Annotated in this window: 22 protein-coding genes, 1 tRNA gene and 1 other RNA gene; 5 read left to right on the top strand and 19 right to left on the bottom strand. The window is 73.4% G+C overall.

Annotated elements, in window-relative coordinates; genetic code table 11:
* Window positions 1-26: 26 nt before the first annotated feature.
* Together ACFQ8T_RS08280 and ACFQ8T_RS08275 are read right to left on the bottom strand one after the other, a co-directional pair.
* Window positions 27-863: an ABC transporter permease gene (locus tag ACFQ8T_RS08280; protein WP_430546072.1), complete on the bottom strand. Its 837-nt coding sequence runs from the start codon at window positions 861-863 to the stop codon at window positions 27-29.
* Window positions 860-1,837 carry an ABC transporter ATP-binding protein gene (locus ACFQ8T_RS08275; RefSeq protein WP_430546071.1) on the bottom strand — a complete coding sequence of 326 codons (978 nt, stop codon included), beginning with the start codon at window positions 1,835-1,837 and terminating at the stop codon, window positions 860-862. Before ACFQ8T_RS08275 ends, ACFQ8T_RS08280 begins: the two co-directional genes overlap by 4 nt.
* 123 nt (window positions 1,838-1,960) lie before the next feature.
* On the opposite strand from ACFQ8T_RS08275, the gene ACFQ8T_RS08270 reads away from it, so the two are divergent.
* Complete coding sequence (locus ACFQ8T_RS08270) at window positions 1,961-2,485, top strand: NUDIX hydrolase (RefSeq protein ID WP_430546070.1); 525 nt, start codon at window positions 1,961-1,963, stop codon at window positions 2,483-2,485.
* Between the two features lie 54 nt (window positions 2,486-2,539).
* On the opposite strand, the gene ACFQ8T_RS08265 is transcribed toward ACFQ8T_RS08270, so the two are convergent.
* From ACFQ8T_RS08265 to ffs, 8 genes are all read right to left on the bottom strand, one after another.
* Window positions 2,540-2,821: a hypothetical protein gene (locus ACFQ8T_RS08265; protein ID WP_430546069.1), complete on the bottom strand. Its 282-nt coding sequence runs from the start codon at window positions 2,819-2,821 to the stop codon at window positions 2,540-2,542.
* A complete protein-coding gene (locus ACFQ8T_RS08260; protein ID WP_430546068.1) occupies window positions 2,755-2,943 on the bottom strand; it encodes a hypothetical protein in 189 nt (62 codons plus the stop codon). Before ACFQ8T_RS08260 ends, ACFQ8T_RS08265 begins: the two co-directional genes overlap by 67 nt.
* Window positions 2,940-3,386, bottom strand: a complete 447-nt coding sequence (locus ACFQ8T_RS08255) for an NUDIX domain-containing protein (protein WP_430546067.1) — start codon at window positions 3,384-3,386, stop codon at window positions 2,940-2,942. The genes ACFQ8T_RS08260 and ACFQ8T_RS08255 overlap by 4 nt, the downstream gene beginning before the upstream one ends.
* Window position 3,387: 1 nt before the next feature.
* Window positions 3,388-6,006, bottom strand: a complete 2,619-nt coding sequence (locus ACFQ8T_RS08250; protein ID WP_430546066.1) for a DNA polymerase III subunit gamma and tau — start codon at window positions 6,004-6,006, stop codon at window positions 3,388-3,390.
* Between the two features lie 131 nt (window positions 6,007-6,137).
* Window positions 6,138-6,800: a methionine ABC transporter permease gene (locus tag ACFQ8T_RS08245; protein ID WP_430546065.1), complete on the bottom strand. Its 663-nt coding sequence runs from the start codon at window positions 6,798-6,800 to the stop codon at window positions 6,138-6,140.
* On the bottom strand, window positions 6,800-8,008 hold the full coding sequence (locus ACFQ8T_RS08240) for a methionine ABC transporter ATP-binding protein (RefSeq protein WP_430546064.1): 1,209 nt from the start codon (window positions 8,006-8,008) through the stop codon (window positions 6,800-6,802). The genes ACFQ8T_RS08245 and ACFQ8T_RS08240 overlap by 1 nt, the downstream gene beginning before the upstream one ends.
* 113 nt (window positions 8,009-8,121) lie before the next feature.
* Entirely contained in the window at window positions 8,122-9,012 is an 891-nt protein-coding gene (locus ACFQ8T_RS08235; RefSeq protein ID WP_430546063.1) for a MetQ/NlpA family ABC transporter substrate-binding protein, read from the bottom strand.
* 417 nt (window positions 9,013-9,429) lie between these two features.
* Window positions 9,430-9,526: signal recognition particle sRNA small type (ffs, locus tag ACFQ8T_RS08230), an RNA gene on the bottom strand.
* A gap of 137 nt (window positions 9,527-9,663) precedes the next feature.
* Here ffs and ACFQ8T_RS08225 point away from each other — a divergent pair.
* Together ACFQ8T_RS08225 and ACFQ8T_RS08220 are read left to right on the top strand one after the other, a co-directional pair.
* Window positions 9,664-9,748: transfer RNA gene (locus ACFQ8T_RS08225), tRNA-Ser, on the top strand.
* A 154-nt stretch (window positions 9,749-9,902) separates the two neighbouring features.
* Window positions 9,903-10,670, top strand: a complete 768-nt coding sequence (locus ACFQ8T_RS08220) for a class I SAM-dependent methyltransferase (protein WP_430546062.1) — start codon at window positions 9,903-9,905, stop codon at window positions 10,668-10,670.
* A 6-nt stretch (window positions 10,671-10,676) separates the two neighbouring features.
* Here the strand turns inward: ACFQ8T_RS08220 and ACFQ8T_RS08215 are convergent, their stop codons facing one another.
* Entirely contained in the window at window positions 10,677-11,981 is a 1,305-nt protein-coding gene (locus tag ACFQ8T_RS08215) for a glycoside hydrolase family 6 protein (protein WP_430546061.1), read from the bottom strand.
* 216 nt (window positions 11,982-12,197) lie between these two features.
* Here ACFQ8T_RS08215 and ACFQ8T_RS08210 point away from each other — a divergent pair, with 216 nt between their 5' ends.
* Window positions 12,198-12,494 (top strand): type II toxin-antitoxin system VapB family antitoxin, encoded by a 297-nt coding sequence (locus ACFQ8T_RS08210; RefSeq protein WP_430546060.1) that lies wholly within the window; start codon window positions 12,198-12,200, stop codon window positions 12,492-12,494.
* Between the two features lie 61 nt (window positions 12,495-12,555).
* The gene (locus tag ACFQ8T_RS08205) at window positions 12,556-13,191 is read left to right on the top strand and encodes a LytR C-terminal domain-containing protein (RefSeq protein WP_430546059.1); all 636 of its coding nucleotides are present in this window, start codon (window positions 12,556-12,558) and stop codon (window positions 13,189-13,191) included.
* A gap of 24 nt (window positions 13,192-13,215) precedes the next feature.
* Here ACFQ8T_RS08205 and ACFQ8T_RS08200 read toward each other — a convergent pair whose 3' ends face one another.
* The 8 genes from ACFQ8T_RS08200 to ACFQ8T_RS08165 form a co-directional block, all read right to left on the bottom strand.
* Window positions 13,216-14,574 (bottom strand): uracil-xanthine permease family protein, encoded by a 1,359-nt coding sequence (locus ACFQ8T_RS08200; RefSeq protein ID WP_430546058.1) that lies wholly within the window; start codon window positions 14,572-14,574, stop codon window positions 13,216-13,218.
* 115 nt (window positions 14,575-14,689) lie between these two features.
* Entirely contained in the window at window positions 14,690-17,398 is a 2,709-nt protein-coding gene (locus ACFQ8T_RS08195; RefSeq protein WP_430546057.1) for a Tat pathway signal sequence domain protein, read from the bottom strand.
* Window positions 17,395-18,057, bottom strand: a complete 663-nt coding sequence (locus ACFQ8T_RS08190) for a DUF1961 family protein (protein WP_430546056.1) — start codon at window positions 18,055-18,057, stop codon at window positions 17,395-17,397. Before ACFQ8T_RS08190 ends, ACFQ8T_RS08195 begins: the two co-directional genes overlap by 4 nt.
* Complete coding sequence (locus ACFQ8T_RS08185) at window positions 18,054-18,758, bottom strand: rhamnogalacturonan acetylesterase (protein WP_430546055.1); 705 nt, start codon at window positions 18,756-18,758, stop codon at window positions 18,054-18,056. Before ACFQ8T_RS08185 ends, ACFQ8T_RS08190 begins: the two co-directional genes overlap by 4 nt.
* A gap of 1 nt (window position 18,759) precedes the next feature.
* Window positions 18,760-19,716 carry a carbohydrate ABC transporter permease gene (locus tag ACFQ8T_RS08180; protein ID WP_430546054.1) on the bottom strand — a complete coding sequence of 319 codons (957 nt, stop codon included), beginning with the start codon at window positions 19,714-19,716 and terminating at the stop codon, window positions 18,760-18,762.
* Window positions 19,716-20,690, bottom strand: a complete 975-nt coding sequence (locus ACFQ8T_RS08175; protein WP_429766572.1) for an ABC transporter permease — start codon at window positions 20,688-20,690, stop codon at window positions 19,716-19,718. The genes ACFQ8T_RS08180 and ACFQ8T_RS08175 overlap by 1 nt, the downstream gene beginning before the upstream one ends.
* A gap of 65 nt (window positions 20,691-20,755) precedes the next feature.
* Window positions 20,756-22,306 (bottom strand): extracellular solute-binding protein, encoded by a 1,551-nt coding sequence (locus ACFQ8T_RS08170; protein ID WP_430546053.1) that lies wholly within the window; start codon window positions 22,304-22,306, stop codon window positions 20,756-20,758.
* 32 nt (window positions 22,307-22,338) lie between these two features.
* A complete protein-coding gene (locus ACFQ8T_RS08165) occupies window positions 22,339-23,025 on the bottom strand; it encodes a DUF624 domain-containing protein (RefSeq protein ID WP_430546052.1) in 687 nt (228 codons plus the stop codon).
* Window positions 23,026-23,045 lie beyond the last annotated feature (20 nt).

Here is a 23,045-nt window from a genome sequence, read left to right as displayed (position 1 = left end):
GGGGCCAGCCTGCCATGGCGGGTCGGTCACCGACGCGGCTCCCACCGCATCCACCTCCGGGCGGCGAGCACGCCCACGACGGTCCACGCGGCGAGCACGGCGACGGGCAGCGCGGCGGCGCCGAACGTCTCGGCGAACGTCACCACCTGTCCGTCCCCGTCGATCCCGCCGGCGCCGAGCAGCATGAGGTCGGTGATCGGGCGCAGCGGGGTGAACGTGCCGATCGTGTCGAGCACGCCGCTCGACGCGCCGGGCGCGCCGAAGAGGCCCGCGAACGGGATCGCGACGATGAGCAGCGGCAGCGTGGTGAGCTGCGCGGACTCCACGGTGCGGGACAGGCCGGACGTCGCGGCGGCCAGCAGCGTGAGCATCGCGGCCCCGCCGAGCACGGCCACGACCATCAGCAGCGGGTTGACGAACGCGGGCGGCGTGAGGAACACCGACACCGCGACGATCCCCAGCAGCGTCTGCGCCAGCGCCACCACGACCGCGGGCACCGCGGTGCCGACCAGGATCTCCGCCCGGGAGCACTCCCCCACGAGGTAGCGCTTGAGCACGAGCTCCTCGCGCCGGGCCACGAACGCGACCGTGAGGTTGTAGTAGACGACGAACGCGAGCGCCATGAACGTCAGCAGGTTGAGCAGGACGGCGCCCGCCGCGGCGGGCGCCCCGTCCCCGATGACGCCGAGCGCGGCGAACAGCCCGACCGTCATCGGCGGGAGGGCGAGCGCGTTGAACAGCGCGGTGCGGTTGCGCACGAGCAGGCGCAGCTCCGCGCGGGCGAGCGCGGCGACGCGGCGGGCGCCGCCGCCCGTGCCCGGCGTGGCCCGTCGGCGGGCGGGGGTCGTGGTCGTGGTGGTCATGCCGCTGCCTCCGTGTCGGTCGTGCGCTGTGCACCGGGCGTGCCCTCGGTGTCGTCGAGGGCGAGGAACGCCTGCTCGAGCGACGCCGCCCGGGCGTCGAGGTCGTCGAGCCGCAGGCGCCGGGCGTCGGCCCACTGCAGCAGGGTGAGCAGGTCGTCCTGCAGGCGCGTGGTGCGCAGCCGCAGGCGGCCCGTGCGGTCGACGTCGGGGGCGCCGACGAGGCCGGCCAGCGCGGGCAGGTCCGCCACCGCGGGCGTGACGGCCCGGCCGCCGTCGTTGCGCACCACCGCCTCCACGCGGGCCGGCTCGGCGGCGACGACGTCGGCGACCGACCCCGTCCGCACCACGCGGCCGGCCTGCATGATCGCGATCCGGTCGGCGAGCTGCTCCGCCTCCTCCAGATAGTGCGTGGTGAGCAGCACCGTGGTGCCCGCGTCGAGCATGCCCTGCACCAGCGCCCAGGTGGCGCGACGGCTCTCCGGGTCGAGGCCGGTCGTGGGCTCGTCGAGGAAGAGGAGCTCGGGGTCGCCCAGGGTGGCGAGCGCCAGGTCCAGGCGGCGCTTCTCCCCGCCCGAGAGGCTGGCGACCCGCACGTCGGCGCGGTGCTCCAGCCCGACGGCGCCGAGGACGTCCGCCACCGGGCGGGGGCGCGACAGGGTGCCGGCCCAGGTGCGCGCCGTCTCCGCCACCGTGAGGTCGCCGGAGAACCCGGCGCTCTGCAGCATGATCCCGAGGGAGCCCACGACGCGCCGCCGCTCGCGGTACGGGTCGTGACCGAGCACGCGGACCGTGCCGCCGGAGGCGGGCGCGAGCCCCTCGACGAGCTCGACGAACGACGTCTTGCCCGCGCCGTTGGTGCCGAGCAGGGCGACGAGCTCCCCGCGGTGGACGTCGAGGTCGACCCCGCGGACGGCCTCGAAGGTGCCGTACCGGCGGCGTGCCCCGCGGACGTGGACGATGGGTTCCGAAGTCATGCCTCCACCCTCGCGGCGGGGCGTCGTCGCAGGTAGTGCCGCCCGTCACCGGGTGGCGTGAGCCGCGCACGGACGGGCCGTGACATCTGTCATGCCGGCCGGCGGGTGCGGCAGGATGCTCGTATGGGCGAGGTCGCGGGGGCCGAGGTCGTGGCGCTGTACGACGAGGCGGGGCGCGAGTGCGGGACGGCGCCGCGGGCGCGGGTGCGCGCGGAGAACCTGCGGCACGCGGCCACCGCCGTCGTGGTGCGCAACGGCGCCGGCGACGTCTACGTGCACCGCCGCACCGACACGAAGGACCTGTATCCCGGCCGGTACGACTTCTGCGCGGGCGGCGTGCTGCGCGCCGGCGAGGAGCCGCTCGACTCCGCGCGCCGCGAGCTGGCGGAGGAGCTCGGCGTGACCGGCGTGGAGCTGGCGCCGCTCGGCGTGGCCGACTACGCCGACGACCGCACCCGGATGCGCGAGTTCCTCTACGAGTGCACCTACGACGGACCCGTCACGTGGCAGCCCGAGGAGGTCGCGTGGGGCGCGTGGGTGCCGCCCGCCCGGTTCCTGCGGATGCTCGACGAGCTGCCGTTCATGCCCGACTCCGTGGCCAACCTCGCCGGCTGGCTGGACGACCTGCGCGCCGCCCTGCCGAGGTAGTACGGGCTCCCGCGAGGTAGTCCAGGCTCCCGCGAGGAGCGCCGGTCCGGGGGGTCAGCCCGCGACGAGCTCGGCCTCGAAGCCGTCCGCGTCCTCGAGATAGGCGGCGTAGTGGTCGGGGCCGCCGGCGTACGGGTGCCGGTCCGCGAAGAGGAGGGTCCAGCCGTGCCGGGGTGCGGCGGCAGCCAGCGTGTCGACCTGTGCGCGCGACCCGGCGTGCAGGGCGAGGTGGTTGAGGCCCGGCCGCCGCCGGTCGTGGGTTGCTGCGGTCAGCGCGGGCTCTGCTCGACGACGACGTAGCCGTCGCCCAGCAGCCAGGACCGCCCGTGCTCCCACGACTGGTGCGGCCGGTAGCCGAGCTCGCCGAGGAGCCAGCCCCAGGAGCGCACGGCACGCGGCAGGTCGGGCACCCAGAGCTCGACGTGGTGGATCGCCCCGCGGCGCGGGACGTCGTTCATCCGGCCTCGCGGCGTGCGGCGACGTCGGTCATGAGGTCCGCGGACAGTGGCGCGAGCGGGTGCGGCGCGGCCGGCGCGGCCGGGTCGACCCAGACGTGCTCGGCGAGCTCGGCGCGCGTCTCGACGGCGAACCCGTCGGGCAGCGCGACCTCGAAGACGTGCGCGTCGACCACGTGGTCCGGCTCGTTGGCGGCGACGGCGGTCCGGCGACCGAGCGGGCGGACGGCGGCCGGGTCGACGACGAGGCCGATCTCCTCGGCGCACTCCCGCACGAGCGCGGCGACGGGCTCCTCGCCCGGCTCGATCTTGCCGCCCACCTGCATGAACGCCGTCGTGTCGCGCTTGCGCACGAGCAGCGCGCGGCCGTCGTCGCGCACGATGACGGCCGCGACGATGTGCAGCGTGGTGGTGCGGGTCGCGCCGTCGGTGGTGGGGCCGGTCATGTCAGGGCTGCTCCGCGATCTCCTCGATGACCTTCCCGTCGAGCACCTGCACCACGAGCTGCACGCCGACCAGCCCGGCGGACGCGATGTCGGGGTCGTCGGCGGACGGCTCGTCGTCCGCAGGGTTCCCTCCGGACGCGGACGCCCAGGACGACCGGCCCTCCGACTGCTGCGCCTCGCGCACCCGGCGCTCGGCCGCCTGCCGCGGGGTCTCGCGCGCGGGCGGCACTGCGGGGGCGGGCGGGGACGACGGCGCCGGGACGGCCGCGGGTGCGCTCGCGACCGGCGGTGCCTCGGGCTCCGGTCGCGGCGGCGCGACGGGCCGGGCCACCGGGGCTGCGACCGGCTCGTCCAGCGGCGGCTCGGGGAGGTCGTCGGGCGGGGGCTCGTGCAGGGAGACGCCGGCGAGCCAGGCCGCGTCGGCCTCGTCGACCGAGGCGACCTGCCTCGCCTGCTGCTGCGGCTGCGGGGTCCGCGGGGCGGCCTGCGTCGTGCGCGGAGCGGACGGCGCCGGCGAGTCGAGGACGGCGACGGCGGTGGCCGGGCGCGACCCGGTCGCCGCCACCGTGGTGGTGGACGGGCGCGGGCCGGCTCCGGACCCCGGGCCGCCGGCGGTGGCGCCGCCGCCCCCACCGGAGCGCCCCTCGCCGGGCGGGGGGACGTCGGGCCATTCGGGGTCGACGGGCCGCCCGGAGTCGTCGGGTTCCTCGGCGGCGTCTGCGCCCGGGTCGGACGGGGCCGGGGCGCCGCCGGTCTCCCGCGGACGCCGGCCGGCCTCGTTCTCGACGATCTCGACCTGCACGGCGATACCCAGCGCCTGATAGACGGCGTCCGAGATGGTCTCGGGCCGTCCGCGGCGCGCCAGCCCGACGACGGCAGGCGCGAACCCGAGGCGCAGGACGTCGCCATCCAGGCTCTTCACCTGGGCGTTCTCCCCGAGGAACGCGGCGGCCTGCGGGCTCTGGATGGCACTCAGGACCTCGCGCCAGCGGCGCCGGACCACCTCGGTGGTGACGCCGCTCGCGGGAACGGACTGCGCGGGCTCGGGCGTCGGCTCCGCGGGCTGAGTGGCCTCGACCGGCTCGACCGGCCCCGGCTCGGCGGCCTCGACCGCCGTGGGCTCGGGCTCCGCAACGGGCTCGGGCTCTGTCGCGGCCTCGGGCTCCGCAACAGGCTCGGGCTCCGCGACAGGCGCAGGCTCCGCAACGGCCTCGGGCTCCGCGGCAGGCTCGGGCTCGGCGACGGGCTCCGCGGCAGGCTCAGGCCCCGCGACGGCCTCGGGCTCGGACTCCCCCACCGGACGCCGGCTTGCCTGCAGGGCGGCCCGTGCGGCGGCAGCGCCGCTCAGCCCGCCGCCCCCACTCGCGCCCGCGGACGCCGGCGGGGCGGGCGTCGAGGCGACGTCCCGGTCAGCGGACGGTGCGGGTGGCGCGGGCGTGGCGCCGGCGGCGATCCTGCCCCGCTCGAGCCGCTCGATGCGTGCGGCGAGCCCCTCCGTGCCGTCGTCGGCGCCGGGGAGCAGCAGCCGCGCGCAGAGCAGCTCGAGGTGCAGCCGGGGTGACGTGGCCCCGGTCATCTCGGTGAGCGCGGCGTTGACGAGGTCGGCCGCGCGCGACAGCTCGGACACTCCGAGGCGTCCGGCCTGGGCGCGCATCCGCTCGAGCTGGTCGGCGGGCAGGCCCCGCAGCACGGCCTCGGCGGCATCGCCGGAGACGGCGATGACGATGAGGTCGCGCAGCCGCTCGAGCACGTCCTCGACGAATCGCCGCGGCTCGTGCCCGGTGGCGATCACCTGGTCGACGACGCGGAAGATCGACGCGCCGTCGCCGGCGGCGAGGGCGTCGACGACGTCGTCGAGCAGCGTGGCGTGCGTGAAGCCGAGGAGGCCGACGGCCGTGTCGTACTCGACGACCCCGCCGGTGGCGCCCGCGATGAGCTGGTCGAGCACGGAGAGGCTGTCGCGCACGGAACCGCCGCCCGCGCGGGTCACCAGCGGCACGACGCCGCCGCCCAGCTCGATCCCCTCGGCGGCGGTGAGCTGCTCGAGGTAGGGGCCCAGCACGTCTGGCGGCACGAGCCGGAACGGGTAGTGGTGGGTGCGCGACCGGATGGTGCCGATCACCTTGTCCGGCTCCGTCGTCGCGAAGACGAACTTCACGTGCGGCGGCGGCTCCTCGACGATCTTGAGCAGGGCGTTGAAGCCCTGCGGCGTCACCATGTGCGCCTCGTCGAGGATGAAGATCTTGTACCGGTCGCGGGCGGGGGCGAACGTGGCGCGCTCGCGCAGGTCGCGCGCGTCGTCGACGCCGTTGTGGCTGGCCGCGTCGATCTCGACGACGTCCAGCGAGCCGGGGCCCCCGCGCGCCAGCTCGACGCACGACGGGCACTCGCGGCACGGGGTGTCGAGCGGGGTCTCCGGGGTGTTGCGCGCGCAGTTCAGCGTGCGCGCGAGGATGCGGGCGGACGTCGTCTTGCCGCAGCCGCGCGGCCCGGAGAACAGGTAGGCGTGGTTGACGCGCCCGCTTCGCAGGGCCTGCATGAGCGGTGCGGTGACGTGCTCCTGGCCGATCACCTCGGCGAACGTCTCGGGCCGGTAGCGGCGGTACAGGGCTGTCGTCACCCGCCCAACCCTAGACGCCGCAGCCGACACCGACGAGGCCGCTGCACAGGCCGGTCCGCGCGCGCTCGTCGACGTAGCACCTGGTGACGATTCACGCCCGTGAACCGCCACCAGGTGCTACGTCGAGGGCGTCAGCGGTGCAGCACCTTGCGCGCCAGGCGGTTCCCCACCCACTGCACGACCTGCACGATGACGATGATCACCGCGACGGTGACGAGCACGACCATCCAGTTGTAGCGCTGATAGCCGTACCGCAGGGCGAAGTCACCGAGCCCGCCGCCGCCGATGAGGCCGGCGATCGCGGACATGTCGAGCACCGCGATGAACAGGAACGTGTAGCCGAGGATCAGCGGCGCGAGCGCCTCCGGCACGAGCACGGTCGTGATGATGCGCCACGACGACGCCCCCATCGCGCGGGCCGCCTCGACGACGCCCGGGTCGATCCCGACGAGGTTCTGCTCGACGATGCGCGACGTCCCGAACGCCGTCATGACCGACAGCGGGAAGATGAACGCCTCGGTGCCGAGCGTCGTGCCCACGACCTGCAGGGTCACCGGCCCGAGCAACGTCACGAAGATGATGAACGGGATCGGGCGCACGATGTTGACGACGACGTTGAGGACGCCGAACACGGCCCGGTTCGCCAGCAGGTTGCCCGGCCGCGTCACGTAGAGCGCGAGCCCCAGCGCCAGGCCGGCGATGCCGCCGGTGAGCAGGGCGATCGTGACCATCTGCAGGGTCTGGCCGAACGCCTCCCACAGCAGCGGCCACAGGGTGGACCAGTCCTTGTTCATCACGCGCCTCCGAAGTTGCGCAGGTTGCCGCCCCGCAGGACGTCGTCGCGGGCGGCCGCGTACGGGTCGCCGAGGTCGTCGTCGGGATCAGGCCGCACGCCCTGCGGGTCACGGTCGGCGCGGATCGCACGCGGGTCGTCGACCGGCCGCGCAGCGGTGCCCAGGTCGACGACCTCGGCGCGCTCGCGCAGCGCGGCGAGGAAGGTCGTGATGCGCTCGTCGGGCGCGACGAGCTCGACCGTGAGCGAGCCGAACGGCCGCTGGCCGACCTCGCTGATGCCGCCGAAGACGACGGAGCCGTCCACCTCGTGCTCGCGCAGCAGGCGGAAGAGCTCGGTGCCGGAGCTCGCACCCTCCCGCACGCCGACGGTGACGAGGCGCCCGGGGTGGCGTTCGCGGAGTCGGGCGAGCGCGTCGGGCGAGGGCCGGTCGTGCATGGACGTGCCGACGAACCGCTGGGCGGCGTCGGCGCTGGGCGCGGAGAACACGTCGTACACGTCGCCGACCTCGACCACCTTGCCGTGCTCCATGACGGCGACGCGGTCGCACAGGGAGCGCACGACGTCCATCTCGTGCGTGATCACGACGATGGTGAGGCCGAGCTCGGCGTTGACACGGCGCAGCAGCGCCAGCACGTCACGGGTGGTCTCGGGGTCGAGGGCGGACGTCGCCTCGTCCGCGAGCAGGATGGTGGGCGACGTCGCGAGGGCGCGGGCGATGCCCACGCGCTGCTTCTGCCCGCCGGAGAGCTGGCGCGGGTACGCGCGCGCCTTGTCGGACAGCCCGACGAACTCGAGCAGCTCGGCCACGCGGGCCGCACGCTTCTCCTTCGGCCAGCGCGCCACCTTGAGCGGGTAGGCGACGTTGCCCGCGACGGTGCGCGAGCTCAGCAGGTTGAACTGCTGGAAGATCATGCCGATCCGCGCGCGGATCCCGCGGACCTTGCGCTCCGGCAGCCCGGTGAGGTCGGTGCCCTCGACGAGCACGGAGCCCGCCGTGACGGTCTCCAGGGCGTTCACGAGGCGCACCAGCGTGGACTTGCCCGCGCCGGAGTAGCCGATGACGCCGAAGATCTCGCCCGCGCGGACCGTGAGGGACACGTCGTCGACGGCGTGCACCGCGCGCTCGCCCTCGCCGAACGTCTTCGACACCCCGCGCAGCTCGATCGCCGGCGTCCCGGGGGCCGGTCCGGCCGTGTTGTCGCTCACCTGTTCGTCCTCACTGTCCGCTCGTCATCCGCTCGGCCGCTCGTGCTGCCCATCGTGCCCAGCACGACGGCCGAGACGCGCGGGCTGGCCCGCGCTCCCCGGCCGTCGTCGGGTCAGGAGGCGTTGCGGATGTCGTCCTCGAGACCGGACAGGATCTCCTGCAGCTCCTCGGGCGAGTTGTCCTTGATGACGGCGGTGCCGCCGGAGGCCTTCTGCTCGGCCGCGACGACCTCGTCCGAGTGGGAGATCTCGACCAGCTTCGCCAGGTCGGGGTCGTCCTTGTCCTCGGCGCGGGCCACCCAGACGTTGATGTACGGCGCGGCGGCGTCCGAGTCGGGGTCGTCCTGGAAGAGGGCGTCGTCCGCGGACAGCCCGGCGTCCTCGAGGAAGTCGTTGTTGACGATGGACGCGTCCACCGACTTGAGCTGGATCGGCGTCTGCTCGGCGGCGACCGGCGTCACGGTGACCTTGGAGCTGGGCAGCACGTCGGCCTCGGTGGAGACGGCGCTGCCGCCGTCCTTGAGCTCGATGAGGCCGGCGTCCTGCAGCACGAGGAGCGCGCGGGCCAGGTTGGTCGGGTCGTTCGGCACGGCGACCTCGCCGCCGGCGGGGATCTGCTCGACCGAGGTGTGCTTCTCCGAGTACAGGCCCAGCGGGTAGACGGCGGTGGCGCCGATCGGCGTCAGGTCGTCGTCGGCGTCGACGTTGTAGCCGGCGAGGAACTGCAGGTGCTGGAACTGGTTCGCGTCCAGCTCGCCCTGCGAGAGGGAGGGGTTGGCCTGCGTGTAGTCCTGCAGGTCGACGAGCTCGATGTCGAGGCCCTCCTCCTTCGCCTTGTCGGTGAAGACGGCCCACTTGTCGTCGGACGCGCCGACGACGCCGACGCGGAGCGTGCCGTCGCCCTCGGCGTTGCCGGAGCCGCCGCAGGCGGACAGCGTGAACGTGGCGGCCGCGGCGATCGCGGTGACGGTGAGGAGGCGGGTGCGGGTGCTGTTCCGGGACATGGTGGTCCTTCCGGGCAGGCGCCGGGTGCGGCGCCGATGAGGCGGGGTGGGGGTGCGGCGGCCACGGCCATCAGCTCGAGGCGGCAGGGAGTGCGTGGTTCCCCGGGCGGGCCGGGGAGGGGCGACGACGACGTCGTCGGGTGCGATGCCGGTGAGGCGTCAGCCGAGCTCGCACATTCGGCGCGTGCCCGTGCGGCCCGGGGTCGTCGCGGCGCGGCACATCTCGTCGCGACGGCAGGAGCGCGCGGTCGAGATGGCTGCGGGAGCGATGCGGGACATGACCTCAGAGTGACCACCCGCGACCCGGTTCACCAAGCCGACGGCCAGGAAATCTCACGCAGTGGACGATTCTCCGTCCGGATGGTGGATTCTGTGACCCGCGGCACTTCTCGCGACGCTGCGAGGGCCGGGCCGGACGTGAAGGACCCCCCGCACACCCACCAGAGCTCACTTACCCTTGCTGCCTTCCGGCCCTGGGGGAGTTCGGCGAGATGGTGCCGCACGAGGGGTCTGCCGGACAGCCTAACCGAGACCCCGCCCCGTCCCGAAACCGGCGGGCGAGACCGCCGTCACCCCCGCAGGATTCGGAGCCACGGCAGGGTGTCGGCTATTCTTCTGGGGCTGCCCGCGCAGGATGCGGGTCGCGCTCCAGGAGGATTCGCCTAGCGGCCTATGGCGCACGCTTGGAAAGCGTGTTGGGTTCACGCCCTCGGGGGTTCGAATCCCCCATCCTCCGCCGGACCGAAGGGCCCGGGACCACGAGAGTGGTCCCGGGCCCTTCGTCGTCTCCGAGCCGGGACCCTCGCCGACCAGGCGGTTGCCGCCGGTATCCGCCCTCGTCGCGCTCTATTTCGGTAGCAACCGCCTGGTCGGCGCCCGAGGATGGCGGGATGGACCGCACGTTCGACGAGCTCGTCGGCGAGGCCGACGCCGCACCGATGTCCGGCTGGGACTTCTCCTGGCTTGAGGGCCGCGCCACGGAGGAGCGCCCGAGCTGGCGCTTCTCCCGGCTCCTGCACGACCGGCTCGGCACGGTCGACGCCGCGCTCGACCTGCAGACGGGCGGGGGCGAGGTGCTCGCCGCCGCGCCGGCGCTCCCCCGCCTGCTGGTCGCCACCGAGGGCTGGCCGCCCAACGTCGCGGCCGCCACCCGGCTGCTGCACCCGCGCGGCGTGGCCGTCGTCGCGCACGACGACGCCGGACCGGGCTCGCCGCCCCTGCCCTTCGCGGACGGCGCGTTCGACCTCGTCACGAGCCGGCACCCGGTCGCGCCCCGCTGGGCGGAGATCGCGCGCGTACTGCGTCCGGGCGGGACGTACCTGGCGCAGCACGTCGGGCCGGCGAGCGTCTTCGAGCTCGTCGAGTTCTTCCTCGGCCCCCAGCCCGAGGAGGTCCGGCGCGGCCGCGACCCGGAGGACGAGGTGGCCGCCGCCCGCGCCGCCGGGCTCGAGCTCGTCGACCTGCGGGCCGAGCGGCTGCGGATCGAGTTCTACGACGTCGGCGCCGTCGTCTGGTTCCTGCGCAAGGTGGTGTGGATGGTGCCGGGCTTCACGGTCGACGCGTACCGGACCGAGCTGCGCGACCTGCACGAACGGATCCTGGCCGACGGCCCGTTCGTCGCGCACTCGGCCCGGCACCTGGTGGAGCTGCGCCGGTAGCGGCGGTCAGGACAGGGCGGGCACCGCGAGCTCGACCAGCTCGTCCGCCTGCTCGACGAACCACTGCCCGGCGGGCGGGTCCACCATGCCGCGCTCGGGGTCGAGCGGGCCGCCGGTGCCGCGGAAGCACTGGCCGTCGGACTCCCCCGGCACCTTGATCCACAGGTAGGCGTCGACCAGCGGCTCGCCCGTGTCCAGCGTGGGCCGCAGGCCCAGCCCGCGCCCGGGCGGGTTGCACCAGTCCTCGGCGTCGGAGTACACGTTCTCGGAGGTCGCCGGGTCCCACGGCCCCTGCCCGTCGCGCGAGGTGTCCACGACGAACGGCGTCGTGGCGCGCACGTCACCGAGCTGCTCGGCGTACCGCGAGTCCACGCCCGCCGTGCTCAGCGCCGGGTCGGCGGCGTCCGCGGACCACCGCCCGTACGGCGACATCTCCACGCCCGACCACCCGTTCGCGGGGCCGCCGTTCCAGTACTGGTTCCCGCAGTCGCCGAACGCCCCGCCCGCCTGCGTGACGAGCGCGAGGCACGACGAGATCCAGCGCCCGTACGCCACCGAGTTCTCGGTGTACTGGTAGTTCGAGGCGTTGAGGAAGAACCCGTCCGCCCGGTCGACGCCCGCCTTGAGGAGGCGGTCCGTGTTGTCGCCGACGTTGAGCCACTTGCTGTTGCCCGCGTCGAGGTAGACCTTCGTGCCCGGCAGCGCGCCCAGGGTGTCCACCGCGTGGTTGAGCATGGCGAATCGCTCAGCGGCGGCCGTCTCAGGGTCCGCCTCCGCCGGCTGGCACCACTCCTGGTTGCCCTCGACGGTCGTGTACCAGGGGATGATGCCGAGCCCGTCCGGCTCGAGGATCACGACCGCCTGCTTGGTGCCGATCCCGCGCGCGAACCCGTCGATCCACGCGGTGTACTCCGCGAACGACGTCGCGCCGCCCGCGGAGTACTGCGCGCAGTCGCGGAAGGGGAGGTTGTAGGCGACCAGCACGGGGACCGCCTTGTCGGCGTGCGCGTGCACGACGACGTCCTTGACGTCCTGCTTCACCTCGCGCGGCGTGCCGCCGGTGAACCAGCTCGCGGAGGGGATGCCTGCGAGCGCGAGCGCGTCGTCGCGCGCGTCCCCCGTCAGGCCGAGCTCCTCGACGTGACCGATCGTCGAGCTGTCCGGGTCCACCCACAGCTGCGGGTCCGGGGGCGGTGGCGGCGCCGCCGACGCCGAGAGCCCGCCGAGGGCGAGGCCCGCGGCCGCGGCGAGGACGACGGCCGACCGGACCGCCGTCGGGATGGAGGCAAGACGAGAGGAACCGAGGACCACGGCGATCTCCTTTGATCGGCGCCCGCATGATGAGAGCGCTCCCACGCTGCTGTCGGTCCCAGCGTGCCACAGCGCCCCGGCCGAGGCCAGGGTCGGTCCGCCCCGGCCCGGCTCGACCCCCACGGGGCCCGCCCGTGACGGGATCGTGACGGGATCGTGTCCGTATCGCGAGGCAACGAGGCGGCTGGTCACAGGCCCGCCCCTACGATGGCAGCCATGATCTTCAAGGCCGTGGGGGACGGCCGTCCCTACCCCGACCACGGGCACGTCACCGCCAAGGACTGGGTGGACGTGCCGCCGCGCCAGGTGCGTCTCGACGAGCTCGTCACCACCAAGCGCACGCTGGACCTCGACCACCTGCTCGCGGAGGACTCGACGTTCTTCGGCGACCTCTTCGCCCACGTCGTCGAGTACCGGGGCGTGCTGTACCTCGAGGACGGTCTGCACCGCGCCGTGCGGGCCGCCCTCCAGCAGCGGCCCGTGCTGCACGCCCGCGTCCTCGTGCTCCGGTGACTCCCGCCACGACCGGCGGCGCTCCCGCGAACGATCCCCCGAACTCGGGTAGTTTCTTCGCGTGACATCACCTGCCCCTGACCCGGTCCGCGAGACGCGCCGCAAGCGCGAGCACGAGCGGCAGGCCGTGGTCTTCGGGCTCCTCATCGCGTTCCTGCTGCTCGCGGGCCTGGCGGCCGCGGCGATGTACTCGGGCGCGTTCAGCTCGCCGTTCTCGCGACCCATCTACACGCCGGTCGCCGAGGCGCCGCAGCCCGAGCCGTGCCTGCCGCAGGTCAAGGGCCAGCCCGACGGCGCCCTGCCCGTGCCGTACTCGAAGGTCAAGGTGCGCGTCTACAACGCCGCCGACGGCAGCGAGCCGCTCGCCGGCGCGAACGAGGACGTCCTGAGCGAGCGCGGGTTCAACATCGTCGACACCGGCAACTGGGTGGAGAAGCTGGGCCAGTCGGAGGTGCGCTTCGGCACCAAGGGCATCACCCGCGCCTACACCCTCGCGGCCCAGTACCCCGACGTCCGCCTCGTGCTCGACGACCGCAAGGGCAACACCGTCGACCTGCTGGTGGGCGAGGAGTACAGCCCGCCGCTCAGCGAGGACAGCGTGCTGCTGAACGCCGAGACCCCGATGAAGGACGTCGAGGGGTGCGTGCCCGCCGACGAGATCACGCCGATCCCCCAGGTGACCCTGCCCAAGAAGTAGGGCCGAGCCACCCGGGGCGGGGCGTCAGTCCGTCGTCCCGGCCGCCGCGGGAGCCGACGCCGGCGAGGCCGGCTCCTGGCCGGTGCCGCGCCACCGCGCGATCGCGCGCATGCCGTGGTAGATCACCAGCGCCGCCGCGGTGCCGATCGCGATGCCCTCGAAAGTGAGGTCGCCGGCGGAGAACGTGAAGTTCGCGATGCCGATGATCAGCGGGACGGCGGCGGTGGTGAGGTTCACCGGGTTGCCGAAGTCCACCTTGCCCTGCACCCAGATGCGGGCGCCCAGGATGCCGATCATGCCGTAGAGCATCGTCGTCGCCCCGCCGAGCACGCCCGCAGGGATGGTGGCGATGAGCTCGCCGAACTTGGGCGACATCGACAGCAGCAGGGCCGTCACGGCGGCCACCCAGTACGCGGCCGTCGAGTACACGCGGGTCGCGGCCATGACCCCGATGTTCTCGGCGTACGTCGTGGTGCCGGAGCCGCCGCCCACGCCCGCGAGCGTCGTCGCGAGGCCGTCGCTGAACAGGGCCTTGCCGGCGACGTCGTCGAGGTTCTTGCCCGTCATCGCCGCGACCGACTTCACGTGGCCGACGTTCTCCGCGACCAGCACGAGCACCACCGGCACGAACAGGCCCAGCACCGCCGGCTCGAACGACGGGGTGACGAAGTGCGGGAAGCCGAACCAGTCGGCCGACCGGACCGCGTCGAAGCTCACCTGGCCCTGGAGCATCGCGGCGACGTAGCCGATCACCACGCCGACCAGGATCGACAGGCGGCCGATGATGCCCTTGAACAGCACGGTGACGAGGATGATCGCCGCGAGCGTGATCGTCGCCGTGAGCGGCGCGGCCCGGAACCCGCTGTCGCACGCCTGCACGATCTCGCCGTCGACGACGGACTCGGTGCACGTGCCCCAGGCCGCGGGCGCCAGGTTGAGGCCGATGAGCGCGACGATCGTGCCCGTCACGACCGGCGGCATCACGACGTCGATCCAGCGGGCGCCGGCGAAGTGCACCAGAGCGCCGATCGCCGCGAGCACCAGGCCGGTGACGAGGATGCCGCCGACGGCCACCGACTCGCCGTGCGACGCCGTCGCGGCCGTGATCGGCGCGATGAAGGCGAAGCTCGACCCCAGGTAGCTGGGCAGCCGGTTGCGCGTGATCAGCAGGAACAGCGCCGTGCCGATCGCCGAGAAGAACAGCGTCGTCGCGGGCGAGAACCCGGTGATCAGCGGCACGATGAACGTGGAGCCGAACATGGCCACCACGTGCTGCATGCCGATGCCGATGGTGCGCGGCCAGCTCAGCCGCTCGTCGGGGGCGACGACGTCGCCGGGGGCGACGTGCCTGCCGTCACCGTGCTTGGTCCAGCCGAGGCTCATGGTGCTCCGTCCGTCGGGCCCGCGTGCGGGCCGCCGTGCTCACCGCTGTCGCTCGCCCGTGAACGTCCGGTGAAGATTGCCGCCGCACAGCGTACTGGCCCGCACCGCCCCCGGTTCACCCCCGCGTCAGCCGGTGCCCCACCAGCGCGAGGTTCTGGATCGTGGCGAGGCTGCACTGGGCGGCGTCGTTCGTGGACAGCGTCCGCGCCTCGTCGATCCGCACCAGGGTCTCGGGCGGCAGCACCGGCACGGGGTGGAAGGCCTCCTCGCCCATGAACTCCCCGCCGCGGAAGTACGCGCGCCACGCGACGTCGGCCAGGCCGTCGTCGCCGAGCCGAGCCGCGGCGTACGCGGCGAGACGGGAGTGCGCCTGCTCGAGGTTCGTGCCCGACGGCGCGACGCCGAGCTCGGCCTCCTGCTCCGCCGGCGTCGCGAGGTAGAGGCGGCAGTACTGCAGCCACGCCTCCTTGAAGCCGGGGGCGTCGACGAGGCCCGCGTCGACCAGCGACACCAGCTCCGAGCAGATCTCGACCAGCCCGAAGACGGCGGACAGGTGCGAGACGGTGACGCGGTCGCGGTCGGTGGCGAACCGGCCCGTGCCCAGGTCGTACAGCGCCTCGCCGGTGAAGAAGCCGTGCCTCAGCGCGCCGATGTCGGTCATGGTGCCGACCAGCCGGTCGCGCGACCGCTCGTTCCCCGTCGCCTCCCAGTCCGCGAGCCACGTGGCGGCCAGGGCGCTCCAGTCCGTGCCGAGCCCGACCGCGAGCGCCTCGGGCCGCGGGCGGTACGTGGCGGCGTCGGGCCGCACCTTGCGCGTCGGGTCGAGCCCGAGGAAGTTCCGGTCGGAGTCGCGCAGCTCGAGCATGAGGTCGCGCGTGTGCTCGTCGCCGGTGAGGAAGTAGTGCGGCCGCCGGTACGCCGGTGTCGAGATGCGCACCTGCTTGGCGCTGCACCCCCAGTGCTGCACGTTGTGCCGGCTGCCCAGCCCCTGCCACGGCCCGGCGTGGTAGACGTCCACGTCGCCCGTGTGGCGGGTCATGCGCTCGGCGAGCCGGAAGACGTCGGCCCGGCCGGTGCGCAGGAACGACGTCCACAGCCACAGGTCCGGGGAGAGCTCGGAGTTGTCCCAGGCGTAGCCGCCGACGTCGTAGCGCCACACGTGCCGGTCGGGGTCGTAGGCGTGCATGACGTCGCCGTAGCTCCAGAACCCGTACCAGGAGCGCTGGTCCACCTGACCGACGTAGAAGTCGAGCATGGTGGCGAGCCGGTCCTCCAGCGCCGCCCGCTCGGGGGTGCCCCGGTCGACGAGGTCCCAGTCGCCGAGCACGCGCGCCGCGTGCAGCGCCCCGGGGGTGGGCACGAGCTGGGGCCGAGCCGCGGTGCCCGCGGCGAGGCGCGCGAGCGCGTCGGCGTCGGGCGTGCCGGCGAACGCGGTGACGGTGAGCTCGTGCGTGCGGCCGATGCCGTGCGCGTTCCCGAACCCCGGCTCGTAGTCCTCGTAGGTGATCTCGAGGGCGTCGAGCTGGTCGTCGTACGTGTCCTGGCCGAGGCCGTCGTGGTAGAAGCGCAGGTCCATCGGCGCGGCGTCGGGCGACCACAGCCAGGTCGTGAGCGACCCGACGTCGGTCGTCGCGCGCTCGACGTCGATCCCGGTCGGGTGCGACTGCCAGAACCCGGTGAGCCCGACGGCGAGGCCGCCGCCCGTGTCCCCCAGGTAGCCCAGACCCTCGGACCGCGTGCCCTGCGCGACGTCGATCCACGGCCGGTCCGGCGCCGTCCGCTTGTGCACGGTGAAGCCGTGCGCGGAGAGCTGGCGCAGCGACCAGGCCTCCCAGGTCGGCACCCAGCGCAGCCGGCCGGAGACGCGCTCGTCCCACTCGGCGAGCGGCGGCGTCGCGCGGCCCGCCACCTGGGCCGCGCGCACCTCCGCGCCCGGGTCCCGGCGCAGCCCGGTCACGCCCTGCACCGCCTCGCGCACCAGCCCGCCGTCCGCCCCCGAGAGGCGCACGTGCCGGTCGTAGGGCGCGGCGCGCAGCGGGACGTCGAAGCGCAGGCCGAGCGACGACAGGAAGTCGCGCTCGGGGTCGCCGTCCCACACGAACGAGTGCACCAGCCGGAACGTCGGGGCCCCGGCCGCGAGCACCAGCCGCAGCGTGAACGGCAGCCAGGCGGGCGCGCCGTCCTCGTGGGCCCGGTCGACGTCGCGGTGCGCGCCCGTCACCCGCACGACGGCGCGCACCGGTCCGGCCTGCTCGACGACGACGTCGCGCACCACGCCCACCGACTCGCGCCGTCCCCGGTGGTCGGGCTCCGGGCGGTCCTGCCGGCTGGACACCAGCCGCCCCGCGCGCGCCACCTCCACGCCGCGCACCCGCACGGACCGCACGACGTCAGGACCGGAACGCCCCACGACCACCGTGCACGCGCCCGTGTCCACGACCACCTCGTCGTCGTGCTGCGCCACCGTGACCGCGGGCCCGGCGCCGTCCTGCGTGGCGTCCGGCACGCCCTCGGGGGCGGCGACGACGCGGTAGGACGCGCTGGGCGGCGTCGCTGCGCCGAGGGCGACGCCGGACCACTTCACGCTGCCGTCGGGCCACGTCGCGAGCGGCCACGTCTGCGCCGGGACAGCACGTCCCCAGGCGTCCACGACGGCGAGCTCCGCGGCGTCGCGCACCACGCCCGGGCGGAACGGGACGCCGCAGGTGACGCCCCCGACCGTGAGGTCGGGCGCGACGTCGTCGAGCCAGTGCAGCGGGACGTGGACCCCGTCCGGGGTCTCGACGGACTCGGTCAGCGGGGATGCGGCGGGGGCGGTGGTCATGACAGCGGGGTCACCTCGAGGTTGCGGTAGTGGGCGACGAGCGGGGCCATCTGCCGGAAGCCGATCCGGCCGGCGCCCAGCGGCGCGTCGTCGTGGAACGTGAAGAGGGTGAGGTCGTCGATCGCGAAGGCGACGTCGGCGCCGCGCTTGGTGACGCGCACGCGGTAGTGGCCGTCGGCGTCGTCGGGCCCGGGCAGCGGGTCGGCCCCCTGCGCGACGAGGCGGAAGCCGGGGCTCTTGCGCAGGTTGCAGGTGCGGAACCGCTTCTCGGACGCCCACTTGCGGCGCAGGTAGGACACGTGGAGCGTCGACACGTCGCCCGAGTGGTACTGCGGGTAGAACCCCGTGCGCTCGGCCAGCGAGGGGTCGAAGAGGTCGCGGTCGTCGGTGCCCGTCGCGGCGAAGAACAGCATCGCCAGGCCGTCGCCGGCCAGCGGCCGGAAGTCCCACGCGACCTCGACGTCCGCCGGGAAGACCTCCGGGCACCAGCAGGTGAAGTGCGCGTGGTCCCCGCGGCCGTCGGCGTCGAGCGCGGCCTCGTCGGCCGTGCTGCGCAGCACCAGGCCGCCGTCGCGGTGCTCGACGCCGACGGGCCCCTCCGCCACCCACCCCGTGAGGTCGCCGGGACCGGCCAGGGCGTTGCGATAGGGGGCTGTCACGGCTGCATCACCCACGCCCCGAGCGGCTCCTCCGCGTCGTGCACGCCGTCGAGCGACGCCAGGGCCTCGCCCACGTAGCGGGCGACGGCGCGCGCCCCCGCCGTCGTGAAGTGGGTGTTGTCCTTGGCCAGCTTCTCGTCGACGGGCAGACCCGCCGCCGCGGCGGCGCCGTGCGGGAAGAGGGCCGCCGACGCGTCGCGGCCCAGCCACCCGTACAGCCAGCGCGTGAACGCGGTGAGGTCGAGCACCGGCACGTCGAGCTCGTGCCCGAGGGCCCGGACCGCCGCCGGGTACGGCCCGTGCGACCAGCGCAGCGCTCCGTCGCCGTCGAACAGGCGGCGCTCGACGCTCGTGGCCAGCACGGGCCGCGCCCCGTTCGCGCGCGCCTCCGCGACGAACCGCGCGAGCCGGTCCGTGTACCCGCCCTCGGCCGCGAGCTCGTCGGGCTCCTTCTGGTCGTTGTGCCCGAACTGGATCACCACCGTGTCGCCGGGCCGCAGCTCGGCGAGCAGCTTCTCCCAGCGCCCCTCGGCCCGGAACGACGCCGTGGTGGCCCCTCCGATCGCGTGGTTGCGCACGACGTCGTCCGTGAACGCCGCGAGCTCGTCGCCCCAGCCCAGCAGCGGGATCTCCGGGTACCCCGAGGTGCGGCCGTGGTCGGTGGGGGCGACGGTCGAGTCGCCCGCGAGGTGGATGGTCATGTCAGCCCTTCACGCTCCCGATCAGCATGCCCTTGGCGAAGTGCTTCTGGAGGAACGGGTAGGCCAGGAGCACGGGGATGGTGGCCACGATGACCACCGCGAACTTGATGCCCTGCGCGGGCGGGGGCAGCTCGGCGCCCATGTCCTGCGCTGACAGCGACGCCGACGCGGTGACCTGCCGCAGGAACATCTGCAGGGTCCACATGTCCTGGTCGTTCAGGTACAGCAGCGGGGACATGTAGTCGTTCCAGATGCCGACGGCGTAGAACAGCGCGAACGTCGCGAGCACCGGCTTCGACAGCGGGATCACGACGTGCCGCAGGATCTGCAGCTCGTGCGCGCCGTCGATCTTGGCGGACTCCTCCAGCTCCTGGGGCAGCTGCTGGAAGAAGTTCTTGATGATGATCAGGCTGAACGGGTTGATCGCCATCGGCAGGATCAGCGCCCAGTACGAGTCGAGCAGGCCGAGCTGCTTGACCACCAGGAACGTGGGGATCATGCCCGCGGAGAACACCATCGTGAACACGACGACGGTCATGATGGTGCGCCGCCCGGGCAGGTCGACCTTCGACAGCGGGTAAGCCATCAGCGCCGTCAGCGCGAGCTGGACGAGCGTGCCGACCAGGGTCACGACGACGGTGGTGACGAAGGCCCGCACGAACGCGTCCGAGGACAGGATCGAGGCATAGGAGTCGGTCGTGAAGTCCCGCGGCCACAGGAAGAACGGTCGCGTGGTGATCTCCAGCTCGGTCGCGAACGACCCCGCGAGCACGTACAGGAACGGCAGCAGCGCCAGCAGGCCGACGGCGACGAGCAGCACGACGTTGACGACGTCGAACGCCCGGCCCGCACGGGTGTTGAACCGCTGGTGCTGCGTGGAGGGCCGGGACGCGCGCCGGGACGCGGGGCCGGGCGCCACGGTGGGCGTGGTGGGCACGGTGGTGAGCGGTGCGGCCATCAGAAGATCCCCTGCTGGTTGAAGCGCTTGGCGAGCCAGTTGGTGCCGAAGATCAGCACCAGCCCGACGATCGCCTTCGACAGGCCCACCGCGGTGGAGTAGGAGTACGCGCCCTGCTGGATGCCGGTGAAGTACACGTACGTGTCGAACACGTCCGCGACGGTGCGGTTGAGCGCGTTGGACATGAGGTAGATCTGCTCGAAGCCGGTGTTGAGGATCTCCCCGGTCTGCAGGATGAGCATCACGATGATCGTCGGGCGGATGGCGGGCAGCGTGATGTGCCAGGTGCGCTGCCAGCGGCCCGCGCCGTCGATGACGGCGGCCTCGTACTGCTCCTGGTCCACGCTGGCCAGGGCGGCGAGGAAGATGATCGTGCCCCACCCGGTGGACTTCCAGATCGTCTGCAGCAGGATCAGCGGGCGGAACCAGTCCGGGTCGGCCAGGTAGTTGGTCTCCGTGCCGGTGAGCCCGTCCAGGAAGGACGACAGCGGGCCGGTCCCGATCGCGAACAGCAGCGCGGTCAGCGACACCACGACCGTCCAGGACAGGAAGTGCGGGATGTAGACCAGCGTCTGCACCGTGCGCTTGAGCACCGACAGCCGCACCTCGTTGAGCAGCAGCGCCAGCACGATCGTCAGCGGGAACGCCACGAACAGGCTCAGCGCGGCCAGGATCAGCGTGTTGCCCAGCAGCCGCGGGAAGTCGGGGTTGGAGAAGAACTCCTGGAAGTGGTGCCAGCCCACCCACTCCGACCCCTGGATCCCCAGGAACGGCACGTAGTTCTTGAACGCGATCTGCGCGCCCCACATCGGCCAGATGCGGAACAGCAGGAAGTACAGGATGCCCGGCAGCATCATCACCAGCAGCCACCGGTAGCGCACCACCCGGGCCCAGCCGCGGTGCGGCCGGCGGGGCGCGGGAGGGGCGGCGGGCGCGGGCGTGCCGGCCTGCTCGACGTCGACGACGGCGGTCATCGCAGCCTCCTTCTCGGACGGGGTGCGGGGCCGGGCACCGAGGCCCGGCCCCGCACCGGAGGGGATCAGCCGAGCTGGCCGTAGAGCTCGTTCATCTCGGCCGTGACCGCGTCACCACCGCTGGACTTCCACTGCGCGATCGCCGCGTCGAGCCCTGCCTCGTCGATCTGCCCGCTGATGTACTGGATGCGGGCGTCGGCGATGACCTGGTCGAGCTGGACGCCGTTGGTCATGTAGGTCTCGGAGACGAGCGCCGCCCCGGGGTTGAAGACCGCCTTCTCGAGGTCCTTGGCCTGCAGGTCCGCGCGCTCCTGCTCGAGCTCGGCGTCGTACTCCGTCTCCGGCTTCGGCTTGTAGGCCTCGTAGCCGGCCACGTTGGTGCCGATCTGGGCCCACGAGCCGCTGACCAGGTCCGTGTAGTCCTGCTTCGACTCGTCGTTGACCGCGAAGCCGTCCTCGACCGTGAAGTTGTCCCCCTCGATGCCGTTGTTCTCCAGCACCTGGCCCTCGGTGCTGCTCAGCTCGTTCAGCGCGGTGAGCACCTGCGTGAGCTGCTCCTCGGTCTGCACCGACGCCTTCGGGACGGCGAGGAAGCCGCTGTAGCCGGGCGTCGGGAGCGCGAAGTCGCCGTTCGGCCCGGCGATGTTGCCCTGGAGCGCGACGAACTGGTCGTACGTCTTGGGGTCCTTCTCCTTGAACAGGCCCGCCAGCTGCGACGCGCGCGACTGGACGTCGATGATGATGCCGCCCTTGCCGTTGAGGAACGGCTCGTTCCACTGGGTGGAGCCGTCCATCGTGGCGTAGTCCTTGTTGACGTAGCCGTTCTCGATGAGCTGCTTCTCGTAGTCCAGCGCCTGCTTCCACTCCGGGGTGGTGAACGACGGGATCAGCTGGCCGCCCTCGTCCTTCCACACGTTGCCCGCGCCGAACCAGGTCTCGATGGCGTCGTAGGGGCTGCCCGTGCCGATCGACGCACCCCAGGCGGGGATGATCATCCCGTAGGTGTCGTCCTTGCCGTTGCCGTCGGGGTCGTCCTCGGTGAACGCCTTGGCGAGCGCCATGAGCTCGTCGGTGTTCGTGGGCTCCTCGAGGCCCAGGTTCTTCAGCCAGTCCTTGCGGATGGTGATGGACGTGCGCACGACGTCGCGGGCCCGGTACACGCCGTAGACCTTGCCGTTGACGCTCGAGGCCTGCTGGACGTCGGGGTTCTCCGTGACGAGGTTCGGGTAGTCGCCCGAGGCCAGGTACTCGGTGAGGTCCCAGAAGCCGCCGGCCTCCGCCGTCTGCACGAAGCCCTGGCTCTTCTGCTGGATCACCATGACGTCGGGGATCTCGTCGCCGGCCAGCACCACGTTGGTCCGGTCGCCGTACTCCGCGTTGGGCACCCACTGCATGTCGAGGTCCAGCCCCGCCAGCTCGGAGAGCTTCGCGCCCACCGGATCGTCGTCCTCCGGCGGCGTCGCGGAGAAGTACGGCGCCATGATCGAGAGCGAGTCGAGCGCCTCGCCACCGCCACCGCCACCGCCGTCGCCGTCGCCACCGCCGCTGCCGCAGGCCGCGAGCGTGAGGCTCCCGACCGCGAGGAGGGCCAGAGGGGCCAGCCGTCGTGTGCGCATGCTGTTCCTTTCGTCGGAGTGCACGTCGTCGTTCACTCGTCGAGGGGGTCGGTCTCCGCCTGGTCGCCGAGCCGGCGGTCGTTGGCGGCGTAGAAGGACAGGCAGAGGGCCGTGCACAGGTACGCCCACGCGCCGATCGCGACGACGGGCAGGAGTCCGGGCACGAACGCGGTGACGACGCCGACCAGCGCCGTCGTCGCCGCGAGCAGGAGGGGCGCCCCGGGGGAGCGCAGCAGGAACGCCCAGGCCAGGCGCGGGACGTCGCCGCGACGCAGGTCGTAGTGGGCGTCCATCGTCAGGGCGAGCAGCAGGTGCACGACGCCGAGGCCGGCGACGACGGCGAGCGCGACGCGGAGCACCGCGGGCGCGTCGTCGAGCAGGAGCAGGCTCGTCCCGGTGAGGGCGAGGGCCAGCAGGCCCGGCGCGGCGAGGAGGTTGGCGCGGCCGAAGCCGGAGGCCCAGGCGCGGACGAAGTCGCGCGCGGCGCGCTGGGTGTCGCCCCGCAGCCGCGTGCGGCTGACGACGGTCGCCGCGGCGAGCGCGGGCGCGACGCCGAGCACCACTCCCCCGGCCAGCGTGCCCGCGAGGACGAGGAGGTTGAGCAGGCCCAGGAACGCCAGCGTGTCGACCCACCCGAACCATCGCTCCAGCCGGGCGCCGTCGGCGGGGACCGCCGTACGTGCCGCCGCCACCTCCGCGCGCGCGCCCTCGTGTGCCATGGCCCGGTCCCATCTCCGTC

Source organism: Isoptericola sp. NPDC056618 (assembly GCF_042792715.1).
GTDB classification, from domain to species: Bacteria; Actinomycetota; Actinomycetes; order Actinomycetales; family Cellulomonadaceae; genus Isoptericola; species Isoptericola nanjingensis.
Note: the sequence above shows the minus strand (reverse complement) of the source record. Positions and strands in the feature narration are given on the sequence as shown.

Bases quoted from the DNA above. Each gene is read 5' to 3' on its own strand.
- ACFQ8T_RS08260 (WP_430546068.1), bottom strand. From the start codon at position 2,943: ATGAACGACGTCCCGCGCCGCGGGGCGATCCACCACGTCGAGCTCTGG.
- ACFQ8T_RS08275 (WP_430546071.1), bottom strand. From the start codon at position 1,837: ATGACTTCGGAACCCATCGTCCACGTCCGCGGGGCACGCCGCCGGTAC.
- ACFQ8T_RS08235 (WP_430546063.1), bottom strand. From the start codon at position 9,012: ATGTCCCGGAACAGCACCCGCACCCGCCTCCTCACCGTCACCGCGATC.
- ACFQ8T_RS08180 (WP_430546054.1), bottom strand. From the start codon at position 19,716: ATGGCCGCACCGCTCACCACCGTGCCCACCACGCCCACCGTGGCGCCC.
- ACFQ8T_RS08185 (WP_430546055.1), bottom strand. From the start codon at position 18,758: ATGACCATCCACCTCGCGGGCGACTCGACCGTCGCCCCCACCGACCAC.
- ACFQ8T_RS08245 (WP_430546065.1), bottom strand. From the start codon at position 6,800: ATGAACAAGGACTGGTCCACCCTGTGGCCGCTGCTGTGGGAGGCGTTC.
- ACFQ8T_RS08220 (WP_430546062.1), top strand. From the start codon at position 9,903: ATGGACCGCACGTTCGACGAGCTCGTCGGCGAGGCCGACGCCGCACCG.
- ACFQ8T_RS08255 (WP_430546067.1), bottom strand. From the start codon at position 3,386: ATGACCGGCCCCACCACCGACGGCGCGACCCGCACCACCACGCTGCAC.
- ACFQ8T_RS08175 (WP_429766572.1), bottom strand. From the start codon at position 20,690: ATGACCGCCGTCGTCGACGTCGAGCAGGCCGGCACGCCCGCGCCCGCC.
- ACFQ8T_RS08170 (WP_430546053.1), bottom strand. From the start codon at position 22,306: ATGCGCACACGACGGCTGGCCCCTCTGGCCCTCCTCGCGGTCGGGAGC.
- ACFQ8T_RS08280 (WP_430546072.1), bottom strand. From the start codon at position 863: ATGACCACCACGACCACGACCCCCGCCCGCCGACGGGCCACGCCGGGC.
- ACFQ8T_RS08195 (WP_430546057.1), bottom strand. From the start codon at position 17,398: ATGACCACCGCCCCCGCCGCATCCCCGCTGACCGAGTCCGTCGAGACC.
- ACFQ8T_RS08200 (WP_430546058.1), bottom strand. From the start codon at position 14,574: ATGAGCCTCGGCTGGACCAAGCACGGTGACGGCAGGCACGTCGCCCCC.
- ACFQ8T_RS08165 (WP_430546052.1), bottom strand. From the start codon at position 23,025: ATGGCACACGAGGGCGCGCGCGCGGAGGTGGCGGCGGCACGTACGGCG.
- ACFQ8T_RS08270 (WP_430546070.1), top strand. From the start codon at position 1,961: ATGGGCGAGGTCGCGGGGGCCGAGGTCGTGGCGCTGTACGACGAGGCG.
- ACFQ8T_RS08210 (WP_430546060.1), top strand. From the start codon at position 12,198: ATGATCTTCAAGGCCGTGGGGGACGGCCGTCCCTACCCCGACCACGGG.